At 37.5% G+C, this 17,747-nt stretch carries 13 protein-coding genes; 10 read left to right on the plus strand and 3 right to left on the minus strand.

Annotated features, from left to right (window positions below):
- From M2R48_RS08095 to M2R48_RS08115, 5 genes are all read left to right on the plus strand, one after another.
- Positions 1-3,498: type VI secretion system Vgr family protein (locus tag M2R48_RS08095; protein WP_262085721.1), on the plus strand; the 3,498-nt coding region annotated here is incomplete at its 5' end.
- A 69-nt stretch (positions 3,499-3,567) separates the two neighbouring features.
- Positions 3,568-8,685 (plus strand): RHS repeat-associated core domain-containing protein, encoded by a 5,118-nt coding sequence (locus tag M2R48_RS08100; protein ID WP_262085722.1) that lies wholly within the window; start codon positions 3,568-3,570, stop codon positions 8,683-8,685.
- Between the two features lie 28 nt (positions 8,686-8,713).
- The gene (locus tag M2R48_RS08105) at positions 8,714-9,169 is read left to right on the plus strand and encodes a hypothetical protein (RefSeq protein ID WP_262085723.1); all 456 of its coding nucleotides are present in this window, start codon (positions 8,714-8,716) and stop codon (positions 9,167-9,169) included.
- Between the two features lie 107 nt (positions 9,170-9,276).
- Positions 9,277-9,843: a hypothetical protein gene (locus M2R48_RS08110; protein ID WP_262085724.1), complete on the plus strand. Its 567-nt coding sequence runs from the start codon at positions 9,277-9,279 to the stop codon at positions 9,841-9,843.
- Positions 9,844-10,086: 243 nt separating this feature from the next.
- Positions 10,087-10,335 carry a hypothetical protein gene (locus tag M2R48_RS08115; protein WP_056512549.1) on the plus strand — a complete coding sequence of 83 codons (249 nt, stop codon included), beginning with the start codon at positions 10,087-10,089 and terminating at the stop codon, positions 10,333-10,335.
- A 184-nt stretch (positions 10,336-10,519) separates the two neighbouring features.
- Here the strand turns inward: M2R48_RS08115 and M2R48_RS08120 are convergent, their stop codons facing one another.
- Positions 10,520-11,374 (minus strand): tetratricopeptide repeat protein, encoded by an 855-nt coding sequence (locus M2R48_RS08120; protein WP_262085726.1) that lies wholly within the window; start codon positions 11,372-11,374, stop codon positions 10,520-10,522.
- Positions 11,375-11,631: 257 nt separating this feature from the next.
- Here M2R48_RS08120 and M2R48_RS08125 point away from each other — a divergent pair, with 257 nt between their 5' ends.
- The 4 genes from M2R48_RS08125 to M2R48_RS08140 all read left to right on the plus strand — a co-directional run bounded on the left by M2R48_RS08125 (position 11,632) and on the right by M2R48_RS08140 (position 14,527).
- On the plus strand, positions 11,632-11,871 hold the full coding sequence (locus M2R48_RS08125) for a tetratricopeptide repeat protein (RefSeq protein ID WP_262085727.1): 240 nt from the start codon (positions 11,632-11,634) through the stop codon (positions 11,869-11,871).
- An 18-nt stretch (positions 11,872-11,889) separates the two neighbouring features.
- On the plus strand, positions 11,890-12,087 hold the full coding sequence (locus tag M2R48_RS08130; protein WP_262085728.1) for a hypothetical protein: 198 nt from the start codon (positions 11,890-11,892) through the stop codon (positions 12,085-12,087).
- A 156-nt stretch (positions 12,088-12,243) separates the two neighbouring features.
- Positions 12,244-12,966, plus strand: coding sequence for a tetratricopeptide repeat protein (locus M2R48_RS08135; RefSeq protein WP_262085729.1), 723 nt, complete (start codon positions 12,244-12,246; stop codon positions 12,964-12,966).
- Positions 12,967-13,342: 376 nt separating this feature from the next.
- A complete protein-coding gene (locus M2R48_RS08140; protein WP_004820613.1) occupies positions 13,343-14,527 on the plus strand; it encodes a hypothetical protein in 1,185 nt (394 codons plus the stop codon).
- Positions 14,528-14,639: 112 nt separating this feature from the next.
- On the opposite strand, the gene M2R48_RS08145 is transcribed toward M2R48_RS08140, so the two are convergent.
- On the minus strand, positions 14,640-15,473 hold the full coding sequence (locus M2R48_RS08145; RefSeq protein WP_262085730.1) for a DMT family transporter: 834 nt from the start codon (positions 15,471-15,473) through the stop codon (positions 14,640-14,642).
- Between the two features lie 75 nt (positions 15,474-15,548).
- Positions 15,549-16,529 carry a LysR substrate-binding domain-containing protein gene (locus tag M2R48_RS08150; RefSeq protein ID WP_004721384.1) on the minus strand — a complete coding sequence of 327 codons (981 nt, stop codon included), beginning with the start codon at positions 16,527-16,529 and terminating at the stop codon, positions 15,549-15,551.
- Positions 16,530-16,629: 100 nt separating this feature from the next.
- Here M2R48_RS08150 and M2R48_RS08155 point away from each other — a divergent pair, with 100 nt between their 5' ends.
- Positions 16,630-17,742 carry a tartrate dehydrogenase gene (locus tag M2R48_RS08155; RefSeq protein WP_262085731.1) on the plus strand — a complete coding sequence of 371 codons (1,113 nt, stop codon included), beginning with the start codon at positions 16,630-16,632 and terminating at the stop codon, positions 17,740-17,742.
- Positions 17,743-17,747: the final 5 nt, after the last annotated feature.

Raw genomic sequence — 17,747 nt, forward strand, 5'->3', positions numbered from 1 at the left:
GTCACAGATAAATCTGAGTTAACCCGTATTTCAGGGATTGTGACCCAAGCCGATATTGGCGCATCTGATGGTTCTCTTACCATCTATCGTTTGACTGTAGAAGACCCAACAGCACTTTGGAAACACCGTAGAAACTCTCGAGTATTTATGAATAAGTCGGTTGTGGATGTGATCCAAACCGTATTCCAAGAATGGACACAACGCAGTCCGTTGTTTGCCTCAAGTCTGAGTTTAGATAAGAGTGGACTGAGCAAAGACTATGATGTGCGCCCATTCATTATGCAGGCATTTGAAAGCGACTTTGACTTCCTGACCCGTTTGATGAGAAGTGAAGGGATTAACTGGCTGATCGATGAAGCACAGCTTAAAGTATCGAGTTCAACAGAACAAATCCAAGCACAAAAACTTCGTTTAATTGATGATAATTCGCAATTTAGTGCCTTAGAGCGCCGCAATATTCGCTTTCATAGAAGCAGCGCCGTAGAAAAAACTGATTCAATCACCAATTTTATTGGTCAGCGTTCCATTCAACCGACTTCAGTGCATATCCAGCGTTGGCAAGCTGATGTATTGGATATTGATGAAGGCGCTGGCAGTGTCCAAAGTAAACACAGCCATAGTGAAAATTATGACAATGCCAGTCTAGCTTTAGAACAAGCATGGCACTTTAGCCCTGCATGGATTCAAGACTTGAATGGCGAAGATGGTGCAACGCCATCGGGCAATAGTCAGATTGAAAAATTTAACCAAAACCTCAGTAACTACTACGATTCACAAGCCAAACAATTTACAGCAACGTCAACTGTGCGCGATGCACATGTTGGTTATTGGTTTGAACTGAATGAACACCCTGAGATAGATCAACACTCAGGTGCAGACAAAGAGTTTTTAATCACGGCTAAAAGCTTTTATAACCAAAACAATTTACCTAAAGATCTCACCGATCAAGTCACCGCTTTAGTCCAACAAAGCAATTGGCAAGTCAGCCAAATCACCAGCAACACGAGTGATGAACGTCAAGCCAGCAATTTAACCATTCAACGTCGTAACATCAGCACGGTTCCAGCCTATAACCCATTACAACACCGACCTATTGCATCACCACAACGGGCCAAAGTGGTGGGGCCAAGCGGAGAAGAAATCCATGTCGATGAATGGGGGCGTATTAAAGTTCGCTTCCTGTTTAGCCGTAATGAAGACAACACCCATGATGGCGGTGCACAACACCGACCTATTGCATCACCACAACGGGCCAAAGTGGTGGGGCCAAGCGGAGAAGAAATCCATGTCGATGAATGGGGGCGTATTAAAGTTCGCTTCCTGTTTAGCCGTAATGAAGACAACACCCATGATGGCGGTGCGGGTTCTAATGACAATGACACAGATTCCGCTTGGGTCGATGTCCTGACCCCATGGGCAGGTGAAGGCTATGGTGCGCGATTCTTACCGAGAATCGGTGAGATTGTTGTGATTGATTTCTTTGATGGCAACATTGACCGTCCATTTGTGGTTGGGCGTATCCATGAAGCACAACGTCATCCAAGTAAGTTTGATGACAAAGGCAAACTGCCTGACACCAAGAAGCTGGCAGGAATCAAAAGTCGAGAGTATCAAGGCAGTGGTTACAATCAACTGAGGTTTGACGATACTACTGGCCAAATCAGCAGCCAGTTACAAAGTAGTCATGGGGCCAGCCAACTCAACTTGGGCAAACTGAGTCATCCTAAAGATAAAGCAGAAAGTGATGATCGTGGAGAAGGTTTTGAGCTGAGAACTGACCAATGGGGAGCAGTTCGCGCAGGGCAAGGTTTACTGCTTTCGACCTATAAACAAGACCCAGCCAAAGGTGATCACCTTGATTCAGAGCTTGCTAAAAAGCAACTTGAAGGTAGTCAGACCAACAGTAAAGCCTTAAGTGATATTGCCAAGAATCAAAAGACGGATGAAATAGAATCGATTGAGCAACTCAAAGCTTTTGCCGAAGAAATTGAAAAAGATGTTGCCAAGTATAAAAAAGCCATCATGTTACTCAGTTCTGTTGATGGGATTGCCTTAAGTACCCCTGAAGATATCCATCTTTCAGCCACAGGCATCATTAACCATACTGCGGGCGATAGTATTAACCTCAGTACCCAAAAGAATCTTTTGGGGCAAGCTTTAGGCAAAGTAAGCCTATTTGCTGCACAAGGTGGCATTAAAGCCATTGCAGCACAGAGTAAAGTTGAAATTCAAGCGCAGTCCGATGCTTTAGATGTATTTGCCAAACTGGGGATTACCATCTCATCTACAGAAGATCGGATAGAAATCAGTAGTCCAAAAGAAGTGTTGATTACAGGCGGTTCCTCACAGATTGCCCTAAATGGCTCAGGGATTTTCCCCAAAACAGGCGGTAAGTTTGAGGTCAATGCAGGGCAGCACACATTTAAGCCGGGTGCCAGTGTCAGTAAATCAGCACAACTGCCGCCATCGAATCCACTCAAAGGCGCACTCGACTTATTAAAAAGCTATGGTGGGCAAGACTTCTTTAAACAAACCGGCTTTAAAGTGATTGATTCATTTGGCAAGCAAGTGTCTGGCAAGCTGGATGGCAATGGCTTTGCCCAAGTGACAGGTATTGCACCTGGCCCTGCCAAAGTTGAATTTGAAACTGATCCACGAAGTGCATGGGATAAAGCAAGTCATTTTAACCGTGATTATACTTGGTCAGAAGAAGTGGTCGGTGGTGCCACAAGCTTTGCACAAAATGCTTTAAATTCAGTGGGACAAAATATGATGTCTCAACTCAAAAACAATTTATTCTCTTTGAATGCTGACTCATTGAAAGATATGGGCAAAAACGCTTTAAAAGACTTAGGCACACAAAGCTTGGGACAATTTAAAGAACAATTTACTCAAAGTGCATTAGGTTCAGTCTCTTCAGCATTGAATTTAAATTTATCTCCGTCACAGATGATGAACGTGGGCCAGATGATTGCTAATCCAAGTCAATCCCTACAAAATATTAAAGATCAAGGCATCGATTTCTTTAAAGACCAAGCCTCAGCATTGTTTGCTCAACAGACCAGCGGTTTAGTTTCTAATATAACTGCTGGAACAGGATTTGGGTCGTCACTGGGTCAAGGTTTTGTTGCAGAGTCATTTGGCGCTGCTCAAAATGGCTTAGATGCCCCAGTGAAAGTGGTGGATGATTTTATTAAAAAAGATGAATATTTCTCTCGCTTCTTAACCTATAGCATTACCACTCGAAAAGGCGATGCATCAGTACCCACGATCCCGCAAAACATTCCTCAACAAGTCAGTCAGCCTGCGCCAATTTTGACTCAACAGACTCCACAAGCGACAGCACCTGTCGAAGTGAGAAAACCGCAGTCGATTTATGATATGGATAAGGATGTGGTACGGATGGATCTGGAAGAGTCGCGTTATGTCACCAAACAAGTGACTGTGCGAAAAACGGCTGCTGAACAACCAGATGTATATAACGCGCGAAATAAATAATTGAACATTTTTTTGAATTTTAATTGATTGAAATTAAATTAAAAATTAGAACGTATTAAGGTTAAGTTTATGGCATTTATAGACAGTAAAAATCAGACCGCAGGGTCAAATACACAGCAACAACCAGCTGCTAAAGAGACCAAGCCAGCGGTAGAGTTGGCAGTATTTAATTTGGCCAGCCTGACGCATACAGAAGACCATAAGTTTATCGCGCATCAAATCCAAAACTATTTACAGGCTTGTGGAAATACCAGCCTAGAACAGATCAAAGCAAGCGCCAATGTAGCGACAGTCGCCAATATCTTTGCATTATCCGGCAGTGTTTTAGACCTTATTTTATTTGCCACTGAACCCAAACAAGCTGAGGCAGGCGTACAACAATCGGCATTGTTAAGCATGAACTTAATCGGTTTATTTTTACAACCGAATACAGAAGCACATGTGCGTATGGCTTTACGTCCAATGCTGGGTTTAATGGCAGAATGTTTATACCCAGCCAATGGCAAAATCAAAGAAGCTGATTTACGACGTATGCAGCTACACTTAAATGCGCAGATGGCCGGCGATTTAGAAAAATTCCTACAAGAAACACAAAGTAAATTATCAGGTTTATTGTCGAGTGCTACGACATTAGGGACTTCAATTCTGCAAGCTTTTAGTAGCAGTGTTGTAGCTGGATTACCCAGCGTTGCTTCAGCGGGAGCAACAGCTGAAAAACGTGATCCCAGCAAGCAGTTTAGCAACTGGGCACAGCCATTGATTGATTTGTTGGGTACACCTGCACAAGCTGATATGACTGCAAAGATGACCCCGAATATCGCAACACGATTAACAGAAGAAGTGCTTAAGGCGACACCACAACTTGCTACAGTGATTCAACAACAAAGCAATACAGGAACTCAATATAGCCTTGCTTGGTTGATTCAAGAAACCCTAAAAGCCATCCAAACTCAAGGTAAAAAAGCCACAGCCAGTGTGCCGTTAAACCAAACAGGCGAACATGAGCAGCATATCAATGGTGATATTTTAGAGTTTGTCACCTTACAACCTGATGCTTTAAATGATCCGAGTTGTGCAACCCAACAACCCGATTCCTTACCGAGTGATTCAGCAACGACACATAGTATTAGTTATGCGGTTGGTGCGGAGCGGGTTAATCATTCAGACTTTTACTTGCCTAAAGTTGGTTTTACCTTTAGTCGTCAATATAACTCTCAGATGAATGAGTTTGACCACAGTATGATCGGCGCACGTTGGATGATGCCATTTTCCAATGTGATCATACAAAATCAAAATGGGTATTTATTTATTGACAGCAATGGACGTAAACATCAGCTGCCTGCTTCGATCGTCTATGAAAAATATTACGTACCCTTTGAAGGCTTTAGTGTCGCGCCACATGACGATGGAGATTTATTGCTGAATTTTGGTTCAGACTGGAATTTCCATTTTCATAGTTTTAATGCTGGAAAACATTATCACCTCGTTCAACAATTTAATGATCAGACTGATGAAAAGGTGGTTCTAACCTATTTATTGTTTGAACAATTTGCCTATTTACAGGCGATTGATTTTCAATTGAAGCGCGCTAAACACTTAGTCAAGTTTGCTTTTAATGAACAAGCCAAAGTCATTGCCGCATTTGTCGATGAACAAGCGGAAGCATTGGCACGTTATGAATATGATCAACAAGGCAATCTGATCAAAGCCATTGATCAAAATGGACATACACGCAGTTATGAATATAATCATGCCCATCAATTGACCCGTTATACAGATCGTACTGGACGTGGGCAAAATATTCGATATGAATCTACCGCACCCAAAGCCAAAGCGATTGAGGAATGGGCAGATGATGGTAGTTTTAAAACCCGTTTAGAATGGCATCCACGTTTGCGTCAGGTGGCAGTCTATGATGCTTATGAAGTTCCAACCTATTATTATTTTGATTTAGACGGTTTTACCTATCGTACTCGTTTAGCCGATGGTCGTGAAAAGTGGATATCTCGAGATAGTCAAAAACGGATTACTCGACAAATTGATTTTGCAGGCTTAGAAATTGAACAAGCTTATAATGAACTAGGTCAGTTGGTGAAAATTGTACAGTCAAATGGTGGCATCATCCTTTTTGCCTATGATGAAAATGGTAATCTGACTGAAACTAAGGACCCAGAAGGCAATATCTGGAAAAAACAATATGATGCTGATGGTAATGTCAGCAAAGACATTAATCCTTTAGGACATATCACCCAGTATAAATATAATAATGATAATCAATTGGTTGAAGTGATTGATGCCAAAGGCGGCTCAAAGAAAATTCAATATAATGATCTTGGGCAGATGGTGTCGTATACCGATTGTTCAGGGAAAAGTAGTGCTTGGGAATATGATGCAGACGGTACACTGACTGCACAAGCCTCTGCGGATGCACAACAGGTTCAGTATCTCTACAGTACTCAAGGTAAAGACCGAGGGCAGTTACAAGCAATCACTTATCCTGATGGATTAAAAGAACAATTTGAACATGATGAAGAAGGGCGTTTACTTAAGCATACCGATAGCAAAGGCTTAATTACCCAATATAAATACAATCAAGTCGGACTATTAGAACAACGGGTCGATGCAAATAGACACCAAATCGGCTACCAGTGGGATAAACAAGGTCGAATTCAAAAACTAAGCAATCAAAACCATGCCGAATATCTATTTGACTATAATCATTTTGGGCAATTGGTGCGTGAACAAGCCTTTGATGGTGAAGAAAAGCACTTTACATATTATGACAATGGATTTTTATTTCAAATCCGCCAACCAAATATTCTGACTCAATTCGGCTATCATACGGATGGTTCGATCGCGTCAAAGACTTATACCCATTTGCAGACTCGGCATAGCCAAGTTGAAGAGTTTGAATACAACTTAAATAACCAACTCAGTAAAGCGACCAATACAGAAAGCCAAATTCATTTTTATCGCAATCAACTTGGACAATTGGTACGTGAGCATCAACACTATAAAGTACCAAATCTAAACCCACTGACCGCAGTATTACGTTATGAGTACGATGAATTGGGGAATTTGACTCAAACCATTCGTCCTGATGGACAAGTACAAGCCAATCTAAGTTATGGATCGGGGCATATTTATGGCATTGCCTTTAACCAACAAGATATGGTGGCATTCCAACGTGATGATTTACATCGTGAAACCACGCGACTGCTGGCCAATGGTTTAGTGCAAACTAAGGATTATAATGATGTGGGCTTACTCAGCTCACAAGTCATTCGCCCAGAGCAAGAAACAGCGGACAGGGTACAATTTCAAGCAGAACGTCATTATCACTATGATAAAAACTATTTGCTGACTCAAGTCGATGACAGTCGCCTAGGAAAGTTAAATTACCAATATGATCCAATCGGGCGTTTAATCAAAAGCCAAAACCTATATAAGACTGAAAGCTTTAGTTTTGATCCTGCGGGGAACTTGATTGATCCGATTGCCACACAAGCTGCGCAAGTGAAAAATAACTTGATTAGCCAGTATCAAGGCAAACATTATAAATATGATGCACAGGGCAATGTGATTGAAACCACTCAAGCAGGTCAGACCTTAAAACTCACTTGGGATAACTTAAATCGTCTGATTCAAAGTGACAGCAATGGTCAAATCACAGACTATGGTTATGATGTTTTTGGCAGACGATTATTTAAGAATAACCAAACAGACCACAGTTTAACCTTATTTGGTTGGGATGGTGATTTAATGATATGGGAGTCATATCAAGCAAACCAAAATCAATCAAAACAGCAAGACTACACCAAACACTATGTCTATGAACCGAATAACTTTGTACCGTTATTACAGACTGGTTATACAGGCTTTATTCAGCTGATTGAAACACCTGATTATCGCCAATTCCAAAATGTACCTTATTCGATTTATAAAGATCCTGTATGGAAAACAGAAACCAGAAAAAACAAAGCTGAATTAGAACGTGTTGCCTTTTACCACTGTGACCAAGTCGGTACACCACAAACCTTGAGTAATGAGTTAGGCGAGTGTGTTTGGGAAATCAAACAGGATACATGGGGCACTGCTTTAGAAATTAATACAACAAACCAAGACAATCCATTGCAACAAAGTAATATTCGTTTTCAGGGACAATATTACGATAAGGAAACAGGGCTACACTATAACCGTTATCGTTATTACGAACCGTATAGTGCAAGGTATGTGAGTAAAGACCCGATAGGGTTATTTGGGGGATTAAATAATTCTGCTTATGTAAGTGATCCAAATCAATGGGTGGATCCGATGGGGTTGATGGCTAACAAAAGCGATAAACAAAGGAATCAAGAAATATTAGAGCGAATTAAACAACAAAGAAAAGGAATTGAGCAAGAGAATAAAAAATATAACGATTGGGCAAAATCATCTAATGAGCAAAATAGAAATGATTATGAACAAAAAAAATTACAATTAGAAAAACAGAAACAGGCAGCGGAACTAAAGCGTATCATGCAAGGTGATGAATTTTATCGTGATGTGATTTGTGACAACATACCAAGTGCAAGACAGCCTGGCGGTATTCGTTCACAAGCAGTATTAGGCAAGAATGCCTATAGACATCTTTGCCCTGCTACAAATTCACAATTTATTGACTATCTAGTATGTAGTAGTAGCATAGGAGCAGTTGGAAAAACTGAAGTAATTAATTTACATAATGGGCAGATATGGTCATCACTAACAATGGATCCTATTGAAGCTGCAAAAAGCGTAAATAAGGCTCAATCCTATAAAAATAAATTATCATTAAATGATGTTGGAAAGAAATCAGTTAATAGCAATTACAAGTTGGGAGGTGGAACCCTAGGTCAAGTTTCTAAAATTGTTAAAGAGATGGGGGGTGCGAGTTGTATGGCTGGGCATATTGTTGGTAAAAACCAGTTCGATCCTATAGCGGAGCAGACAGACAATTTCTTAGGTGGTTGGGCTGTAAGTGTATCAAGTGGAAAATTAGTGAAGGCTGGTGTAACAGTCCCTTTAAATGCTAGTACTTTATCATCAAGTGGTACTTTTGGAATTGAGGGTGGGGTTGGATTTGGTTCCAATGGTGTTAGTTTCTCATATGGTGAAAAAAATGAAAACTTCAGTCTATTTGATTTTGTTGATCAAATTAGAAAATAGAATTAAATAACCTAAAGGGTAATGTATTGTGAAGAAAATTATTTTTTTAATGATATTAATTATATTTTTACAAGCGTGTAATGGTATAGGTAAAGATAGTTCCAAAAATAATGAAATTAATGTTGAAAAAGAGGTTTCATATTTATTTGATGGATATAATTATGATTTAAAGGCGGGGATGCAACGAGGTTTTGCGAACTACTATAATGTTTTTATTCCTAAGTCTGATTTATCCTTGTCCGATTTTAAAATGATAAAAAGTAAAATAGAAAAAAAATGGAAGTTAGTTTATACATCTGAGGATCAGTATGTTTTTTGTTATAATAAGTATAATCAAATGACAATTATTTATCCAAGAAAAATAGAATACTATGATAAATTTGGTCAGAAGTTATACATAAAGTCTAGTTCTCTTGATAAGTGGGGGATAAGTATAAAGTATATAAAAGAAGGAACTTCATATTGTAAGAATATAGAATTTTAAACTAATAGACTTTTTGCATAGAATAAAATGAATTACTCAGGTACATCTAAATTCTTTAAATTGAAACGATTATTTGAAGGTAAAAGCCCTAAAATGATAATTGAAAAGTGAGTGATGAAATGAATGTAAGGTATAGAGCGATATTTTTTATTTTTATGTTATTTATTATATCAATAATAGTATTTTTTTTAATCAAGGATTATCAGTATAAGCATAGAAAAATAGAAGAAAAACCTTACACTGATTTTGTATCTTTAGTTAAATCAGGAGATTACTTAGAGGCATACAAAAACTTGTATCCTCTTGTTTTAAATAATGATCCTAAAGCTATGAAATTGATTGGGGACGCATACCATGAGGAATATGGAATTGAAAGAGATTTAATAAAGGCAAAAATATGGTATCAAAAAAGTGAAAATATGGGGAGGGATGGAGGGAACGTCGAATATAGCCAAGCTATGGATTTTTTGAAAATAAAAGATTACGGAATGGCTTCAGAGTTTTTACAAAAATCAGCTGAACTAGGAAATCGTGATGCCATTGAGAAAATTAAAAACGAAGAATTTATTAAATTAAATAAACTGAATATAGATCCTAATTGGAAAGAGTATTGGAAAAGATTTGATTATGAAGATTTATATCCGTATAGAAAGGAGATGAAAAATAATAATTAAACTATTTTCTAATTTTATTCTTATAAGCGGTTATTAACTTTATTGAATAAGTATAATGATTTATAAACTATGATGAATCTCAAAAATGATCACAGGGCTTTACAAAGGGGGCATGAAAAAAGGTAGAGAATGAGATACAACAGAAAAATGAGGTGCTAATACTGAAAAATAATGAGAAAAATAACTAGTGTTCAATGTTGCTATTTAAGTGTTTGAATTATTTTTAAATTTTAGGAAATTACAATGTTAGAATTTGTTATCACTTTGATATCAAGCTTTTTAAGGATTGAGGATAAGCCATATCTAACTTTTTTCATAAGGACTGTTACTATTAGTCTAATAACGGCATTATTTTTAATTATTTTTGAATCTAGTGGGAAAGAAATAGTGGTAAGTTTAAATTGGTTAGTTGGTTGTTCTTTATTTATTGGACTGTTAATAAGTTTTATTGCTAGGATTTGTGAGATAGGGCGAGAGAATGTTGAAAGATAAACATATAAAATTATAGATATGTGATAATATTTTTAACCTGTGGTAAAGTTTCTGATATTGCTATAAGTGAATATATCATAGAAGAAGCTTTTTATAAATTAAATAAAAAAAAGTTTAATAAAGATATCGAAGTGATAAATCTAATTTTGTTTTGTCCCGGTTAAATTTTATTTTCGTTAGTATTTTAATTTAAATGAGTTAATTCAGTTGTAGCAAAAGAATTTCCATTTTTCGCTGATTCCTCAAACCAAGTTCTTGAAATAGATAAATTTTTATCAATACCGAGTCCATCTTTATAAATTTTACCTAAATGGTATTGCGCATCACTATCACCTTGATTTGCAGCTTCTAAGAACCACCGTCTTGCTTCTGAATAGTTTTGTTTAATATGATCACCAGTTAAATACATAAGCGCAATGTTGTATTGTGCAGTTATTACTCCTTGTTGGGCTGATTTATGAAACCACTCAAAAGCTTTTAATTTATCTTGAGCTACTCCTCGGCCATGCATAAGCATAATACCCATATTTGTTTGAGCATCTGGATCTCCATGATTCGCTGCTATGGAGTAATATTCAACAGCTTTTAATTCATTTTTTTCGGCTCCTAGCCCAGTACTGTATATATAGCCTAATTTATTGAATGAGGGCATATCTCCTTGACTTGCTGCTTTTTCATACCAAAATTTTGCTTTTTCATAATCATGTTTAATATTGGGATTGCTACTATATAAAAAGCCCAAATTATATTGAGCATTAACATTTCCTTGTTTTGCAGAAGATAAATACCATTTTATAGCTTCATTTATGTTCGGTTGAATATCTCCATATCCATCAGTATAAATTACACCCATATTGTATTGTGATTCAGAATCACCTTTTTCAGCTTTTGATCTAATATCATTAACATCAAGGTCATCTGAGTTAGGTTTTTGTTGAGTAATATTATTTTCATTATTATCCGAATCTACAGATTTTGCACAACTTGAATTTAGTGCGCTAAGCAAACAAATTGTTAGAAGAATTCTTCTTGATAACATAAAATTACCTGAAATTATTTGGGATTTTACTCCAAAGAGTTTTTTGTCTTAAAAATTAATACAAATGTAATATAAAAGATAATCTGTTTTTTCTATAATAAATAATTACACCAATCCTTTTTTAAGGATTAACCTAAATTTATTATAGCTTTTCTGATGAAAAATTTAAAGCATTTATCTATTATACAATGTTACAAGAATATCTTATTAAAACTAATGAAGTATAGGTTTATTAATTATGAAAATCTTAAAGGTTTTTGAATATTTTATTTATTTGTAGTACTTGTGCTCATAGTGCTTCATATGAAAAAAGTTATGAATTAGGATTAGCTAAGTCAGGAAATATTGACGCACAATACAATGTTGCAATGAATTTTCTAAATGGTGAAGAGGGATTTCCTAAAGATGAAAATGTTGCTAAAGAATGGTTTGAAGCAGCAGCAGAAAGGGGAGATGCCCCATCCCAAAATGCTTTAGGAATTATGTATCTGAGATGAATTGGTGGAGAGAAATACTTGGATAAATCTGAGCATTATTATAGATTGGCAGCTAATCAAGATCATGAGAATGCACAGCTTCAATTAGCTTTAATATTATTAAATAAAGATAAAAATAAGAATTTAAAAGAAGCTATATTTTGGTTAAAAAAAGTTGAGAAACAGGGGAATACAGAAGCTCAAGACAAATTAAAAGAGTTAGATCAAGCCGAGTAAAAGTCATATTTTAAAAGCATTTAATATTTGATCCAACCCAATGAACGAGTACAAAATATTTGAAGATTAACGTTAATGTGTTAGCTAAATGATAAGAGTCTATGGCTTAGTATGCGAATTATGGAAAAATCTATCACCGACATTAGGACAACGATAATGCTAAAGAAAACGCTCTTTATATTGTTAAGTAGTACAATTTTTACAGTACATGCAACTCCTGATTTTTTAAGCTATAAAAATTGCAGTCCGCTAAATTTAAGTGATGCAAATTTTAGTCTTTCATCGAAAGATGTCTTTCCTAAATATTCATACATCACTAAAAATTATAACTTTTTGACGTTACCGATTTCAGATCAAGATCAACGTTACTGTTTAATTATCAATAATAAAAATAAAGTGATTGTTGATGCTATTCCGACAATGTTAAGTGGTATGTGTGCTGGAAAGTGGGATAAGCAAAAAGATCTACCTATTTGGGAGGCTGATGTCGGTGGGGGAAGAGGCGCAGTTGTTTATATGAATTATTCAACAAGCCAAAATTTAAAGAAATTGAAAAAGTCTGAAAGATTAGAAATAGATGAAATAATCAAAAGTATAAATTGCCAATTGCCTGTATATAGCAAAAATGATATTCAAGAGCTTAATGATTCTGCATTTTATTTATATAAATTAGGTTATTACAATGAATCTTTAAGCATTTTAAACCATGTTATAAAGCTAGATCCAAGTAGAGCAGTAGCTTACTTAAATATAGCCGATATTTATGTCGCACAAAAAAATGAACCGCTCGCTAGGAAAAACTACGCTATATATTATGCCGAGATGAAAAAATTAGGTCTTTTAAGCAAAGTGCCAAATAGAATTAAAAAATACTTATAGTTAGTTTTTTTAGAGAAGATTTTTCTCTAATTATTTTATATCCATTAGGAAAATTCGCAAAGACTCCAGTAGGTATTCCATTAAGCTATGATGACATTAATGTCTGGCAGATTTTTGTTTATAAAAGTACATCAAAGTTAGCTGCATGTAATCAAAATTCAAACGATTTTATTGATTTTAAGACGCTTTGATTTGAATCGTTGCCATAAGTTTAGTTTTTCAATAAAACCTAAAAATCACAGCTTTTTACCCCCTTATCGTGATTGAATCAATCCGCATTAAACACAGTCTGTAAATTCCGACTTTATAGTTTGCCCATTGTTTGTTGTACATAAATTCTTCATTTTTATATGAGGTTAAACAAGGATGTACAACAATGAAGAAGTTATTTCTATTTATAGGTTCAATGGGGCTTTTGGTCAGCATGCCTAGTTTTGCAGCAGATTTAAGTATAGGTGACCCTAAAACAGAATCAGGTGAACTTAAACTTTCAGGCGCAATCCGTACCCGATATATGTACAAAGATTATATCGTTGAGGCAAATGAAGGTTCTAAAAACAAGGATTGGCAGCTTGCAGATATTAAAACGGTATTGAGTTATGAAAACCCAAATTGGATTGCCTCATTAGATCTACGCTGTTACCAATACAGCCGTTTATGTGACGGATTATTTCTAAAAGATGCTTGGGCTGGGTATAAAATTTCAGACCAACAACGCTTTACCGTGGGCTTTCAATCAGTTGATTTTGGATTTGGTCGACTGTGGGGTAACAGTTATTATGAAACCTTGCTAAATACCGTTGGCTTAGAAGATATTCAAAATCTAGGTGCGAAGTATCAGTTTAAAAATGATCAATACAATTTTATTTTAGGCTTTTATCCAACAGATGGTGGTAATTATACAGGAACGTCTAAAGACGCCAGCCGCTATAGTGGTAACTTTGTTCAAGCCGATGATTTAAGCCAAGGCACAGATATCGATGAAAAAAATATGTGGGTGACGCGCTTATCTAGAAAATTTGAGCTAGACCCAGCGCAAAAGTTTTCAACTGAGATTGGTGGTTCATTCTGGTACTCAGATCTGGAAAATAATCGCACGCAGCAAGATGGTCATCGAAGTACATGGAGCGTATTTAGCACAACCAATTATCAAGCATGGCAATGGCTTTTCCTTGCAGGTGAACAGAACATTAAAAATGCCGATAATCTTCTGCCAAATAGCTCAACCATCGGGGCATTTGATTACCCCTACCAAGTGGCCAATAAAGGCAAATTTATGGCCAATGAAATTAATTACACTTTGGCTCAACCCTTTTATCAGTTGGAAAATATTAAACCTTATCTGTCCTATAGCCGCTTCTTTAAAGATCAAAAGGGCTATCAAGATTCAGATCGTTTAATTGCTGGGGTGTATTTTAATTATAAAGCAGTAGGGATTCAGGGCGAATATATTTGGAGTCGTAATGATCCAATGACAGGCGGTAGTGCCAATGGTCTTGCACAAGGCGACAGTAATCAGTGGAATAAATTATTTTACTTATCACTGGGTTATTACTTCTAAAATTAACATTGAAGATCAACCAGTCTATTTAAAATAGGCTGGTTCTTTCGGTTCTGCCTACGCCAGCAACTCTTAGGAATAGATGGTACTTAGGAATAAATGGCTGTTAGGGTTAGACTGCTCTTAGGATCAATGCCCCGATTAAAATAATACATGAGGAGATAATACGTATCGCATTAACTTGTTCTTTAAGAATAAAAATCGAAATTAGCGTAGCAAATAAAATCGAGGTTTCACGCAGTGCGGCAACAATAGCAACTGGTGCAAGTGTCATCGCCCACAATGCAAGTCCATAAGAGAAAAATGAGCCAATCCCACCGATTAAACCGAAATGCCAATTATGACGAAAATAATCACCCATCTGGCGATACTGCATTTTCAAGGCAAACATAAAAAAGATCAGACCCGAGAGCACAAAGCTCCATAAGATATAAGAAATGGGTGATCCTGAGAGACGAATTCCATGACCATCCACCAAGGTATAGCCAGCAATTAAAACTGCATTAAGCAAGGCTAAACCAATTCCTTTTCGTCCTGTTTGAGAGGTTGCGAAGATCATGGATAAAATGCCGATGGAAATGGTAATGATCCCAAGCCAAGCATTGAATTCTAGTGTTTCATGCAGCAAGAATGTCCCTAAAACTGCCACAATAAGCGGTGCAGTACCACGCATCAGAGGATAGCTTAGTCCCATGTCAGCGACACGATAGATTTTGGCAACCATACCAAAATAGAGAATCTGTATTCCTGTTGAGGCTAAAATATAAGGCCAACTAGCGCGATGTGGTATCGGGAAAAAGGGCAGTAGTAGCGCTGCTAAAACTGCTGCTGATGCAGTCACCAGTACAGTGGTTAAAAATTTATTTGCGCCTGCTTTGACAATAGCATTCCATGTGGCGTGAAATGCCGCTGCGATTAAAATAAGGCCAAATATTGCCGTGCTCATATGCTGCCTGCATGTTCATGATTGAATTAATGTGCATGATGTTGTTAAAAAAAGAAAGCAGGCAGCTGATCTCGATTATAAAAATACCTTTTCAGCGTGCTGTGTTACCGATTCTACTGGTTGAATCAGTTGTCCACGTGATAGGTTCTGAACATGCTGCAATCGATTCTGTAATTCATTTTGGATAAACAGGATACAGGTCTGTAATTTAGACGAGCTTTTTAAACGTGACGGGTAGACAGCCCATACATCGGCATCTTGCCAGTATTCAGGCAAAATATGCTGTAACTGACCGCTAATCAACTCATCTGCAACATCCCAAATTGAACGTAAGATAATGCCATGACCTTCGACTGCCAATTGGTGAATAATTTCACCATTGTTGGAAATAAAACGTGGGGTGACATGTACCGACATATCTTCTGAAGCGTGGCGTAATTTCCATAATACCGAGGATTGATCACGTTCACTGATGGTTAAGCAATCATGACTACGTAAATCGTCTAAACTTTCAGGCATTCCATTTTTTAGTAAATAGCTTGGTGCAGCACAAAAAATTCGGAAATTAGAAACCATCTTTTTGGCAATCATATTGGGTGCAATTTCATTGCCAATCCGAATATCCAGATCAATACTGTGTTGAATTAAATCTTTCGTATTATCAATCGTATCAAACTGAATTTCTAATTTTGGATACATGGTCAGCAGTTTAGACAGGATTGGTGCAACGTGTTTCCGCCCAAAACCAAAGCTGCTGACAATATCCAGATGCCCTGTGGGGGTACTTAATGGGTTATTGACCAACTCACTGATTTCATCAAATTCATCCAAAATATGAGCGACTCGCTCCAAAATCAGTTTGCCATCCTCAGTCAAACTGACATGACGGGTACTGCGATGAAACAATTTACAGTTTAAATTGTTTTCTAAAATGTTGATGCGCTTACTAATAAACGCAGGCGAAACACCCAGTTCCTCAGCAGAATCAACAAAACTTTTACGTTTTGCGACTGTGCAAAAAACCTTTAAATCCGATAGGTTAGGTAGATTATTCACGATCCGTGTCCATTGGGGTGATAGTTTTATTATTGATCATTTTTGCTGAAAATAGCATGTTTACAGCTAAGGATATTAACCAAAGGTGTAAGGGAGCGTTATGGCAAAAAAGTATAAAGTTGCGACGATTGCAGGCGATGGAATCGGGTTAGAAGTTCTACCAGAAGGGATCAAGGTTGTAAAGGCAGCTGCAGACAAATATGGCATAGCGCTACAGTTCGATGCATTTGAGTGGGCAAGTTGTGATTACTATCTTGAACACGGAAAAATGATGCCCGACAACTGGTTTGAAATTTTACAGCAATACGATGCGATTTTCTTTGGTGCAGTGGGTTGGCCTGAAAAAGTGCCAGATCATATTTCTCTTTGGGGGTCATTGCTACAATTCCGTCGTCGTTTTGACCAATATGTGAATTTACGTCCAGTACGTTTAATGCCCGGGGTGAAATGCCCACTTGCAGGTAAAAAACCAGGGGATATTGATTTCTACGTGGTACGTGAAAATAGCGAAGGTGAATACTCTGCGATTGGTGGTAAGGCTTTTGAAGGTACTGAGCGTGAGTTTGTTTTACAAGAAGCTGTGTTTACCCGTCATGGTGTAGACCGCATTTTGAAATATGCTTTTGAGTTTGCCAATCAACGCGATGCTAAAAAAGTTACCGCTGCAAGCAAATCAAATGGTATTGCAGTCAGTATGCCGTACTGGGATGAACGTGTTGATGAGATGGCAAAACAATATCCGCAAATCAAGGCAGACAAACAGCATGTCGATATTTTGGCCGCGCGTTTTGTGTTACAGCCTGAACGTTTTGATGTCGTGGTTGCTTCAAACTTGTTTGGTGATATTTTGTCGGATTTGGGACCTGCATGTACAGGAACGATTGGTTTAGCTGCTTCTGCAAACTTAAATCCAGAACGTAATTTCCCATCGTTGTTTGAACCTGTACATGGTTCTGCACCCGATATTTATGGTCAAAAAATTGCCAATCCAATTGCTGCAATCTGGTCTGGCGCAATGATGTTGGATTTCTTGGCAGATGGCGACGAACAGGTGGTTCAAGCAGGCCAAGAGATTATGCAGGCGATTGAACATGTATTGCTACATGGCCCAAAAACACCAGATGTGGGTGGAACAGCCAAAACGGACGACGTTGGTGATGCGATTGCAGCATTTGTAACACATCAAAAAATGGACTTATTCGCGATGGAGTAATCGCC

Origin of the sequence: Acinetobacter sp. I-MWF (assembly GCF_025433935.1) — a bacterium.
Classification (GTDB): domain Bacteria; phylum Pseudomonadota; class Gammaproteobacteria; order Pseudomonadales; family Moraxellaceae; genus Acinetobacter; species Acinetobacter guillouiae.

Excerpts from the sequence above, each read along its gene's own strand:
- M2R48_RS08100 (WP_262085722.1), top strand. The coding sequence starts at position 3,568 with ATGGCATTTATAGACAGTAAAAATCAGACCGCAGGGTCAAATACACAG.
- M2R48_RS08115 (WP_056512549.1), top strand. The coding sequence starts at position 10,087 with ATGTTAGAATTTGTTATCACTTTGATATCAAGCTTTTTAAGGATTGAG.
- M2R48_RS08120 (WP_262085726.1), bottom strand. The coding sequence starts at position 11,374 with ATGTTATCAAGAAGAATTCTTCTAACAATTTGTTTGCTTAGCGCACTA.
- M2R48_RS08135 (WP_262085729.1), top strand. The coding sequence starts at position 12,244 with ATGCTAAAGAAAACGCTCTTTATATTGTTAAGTAGTACAATTTTTACA.
- M2R48_RS08140 (WP_004820613.1), top strand. The coding sequence starts at position 13,343 with ATGAAGAAGTTATTTCTATTTATAGGTTCAATGGGGCTTTTGGTCAGC.
- M2R48_RS08145 (WP_262085730.1), bottom strand. The coding sequence starts at position 15,473 with ATGAGCACGGCAATATTTGGCCTTATTTTAATCGCAGCGGCATTTCAC.
- M2R48_RS08155 (WP_262085731.1), top strand. The coding sequence starts at position 16,630 with ATGGCAAAAAAGTATAAAGTTGCGACGATTGCAGGCGATGGAATCGGG.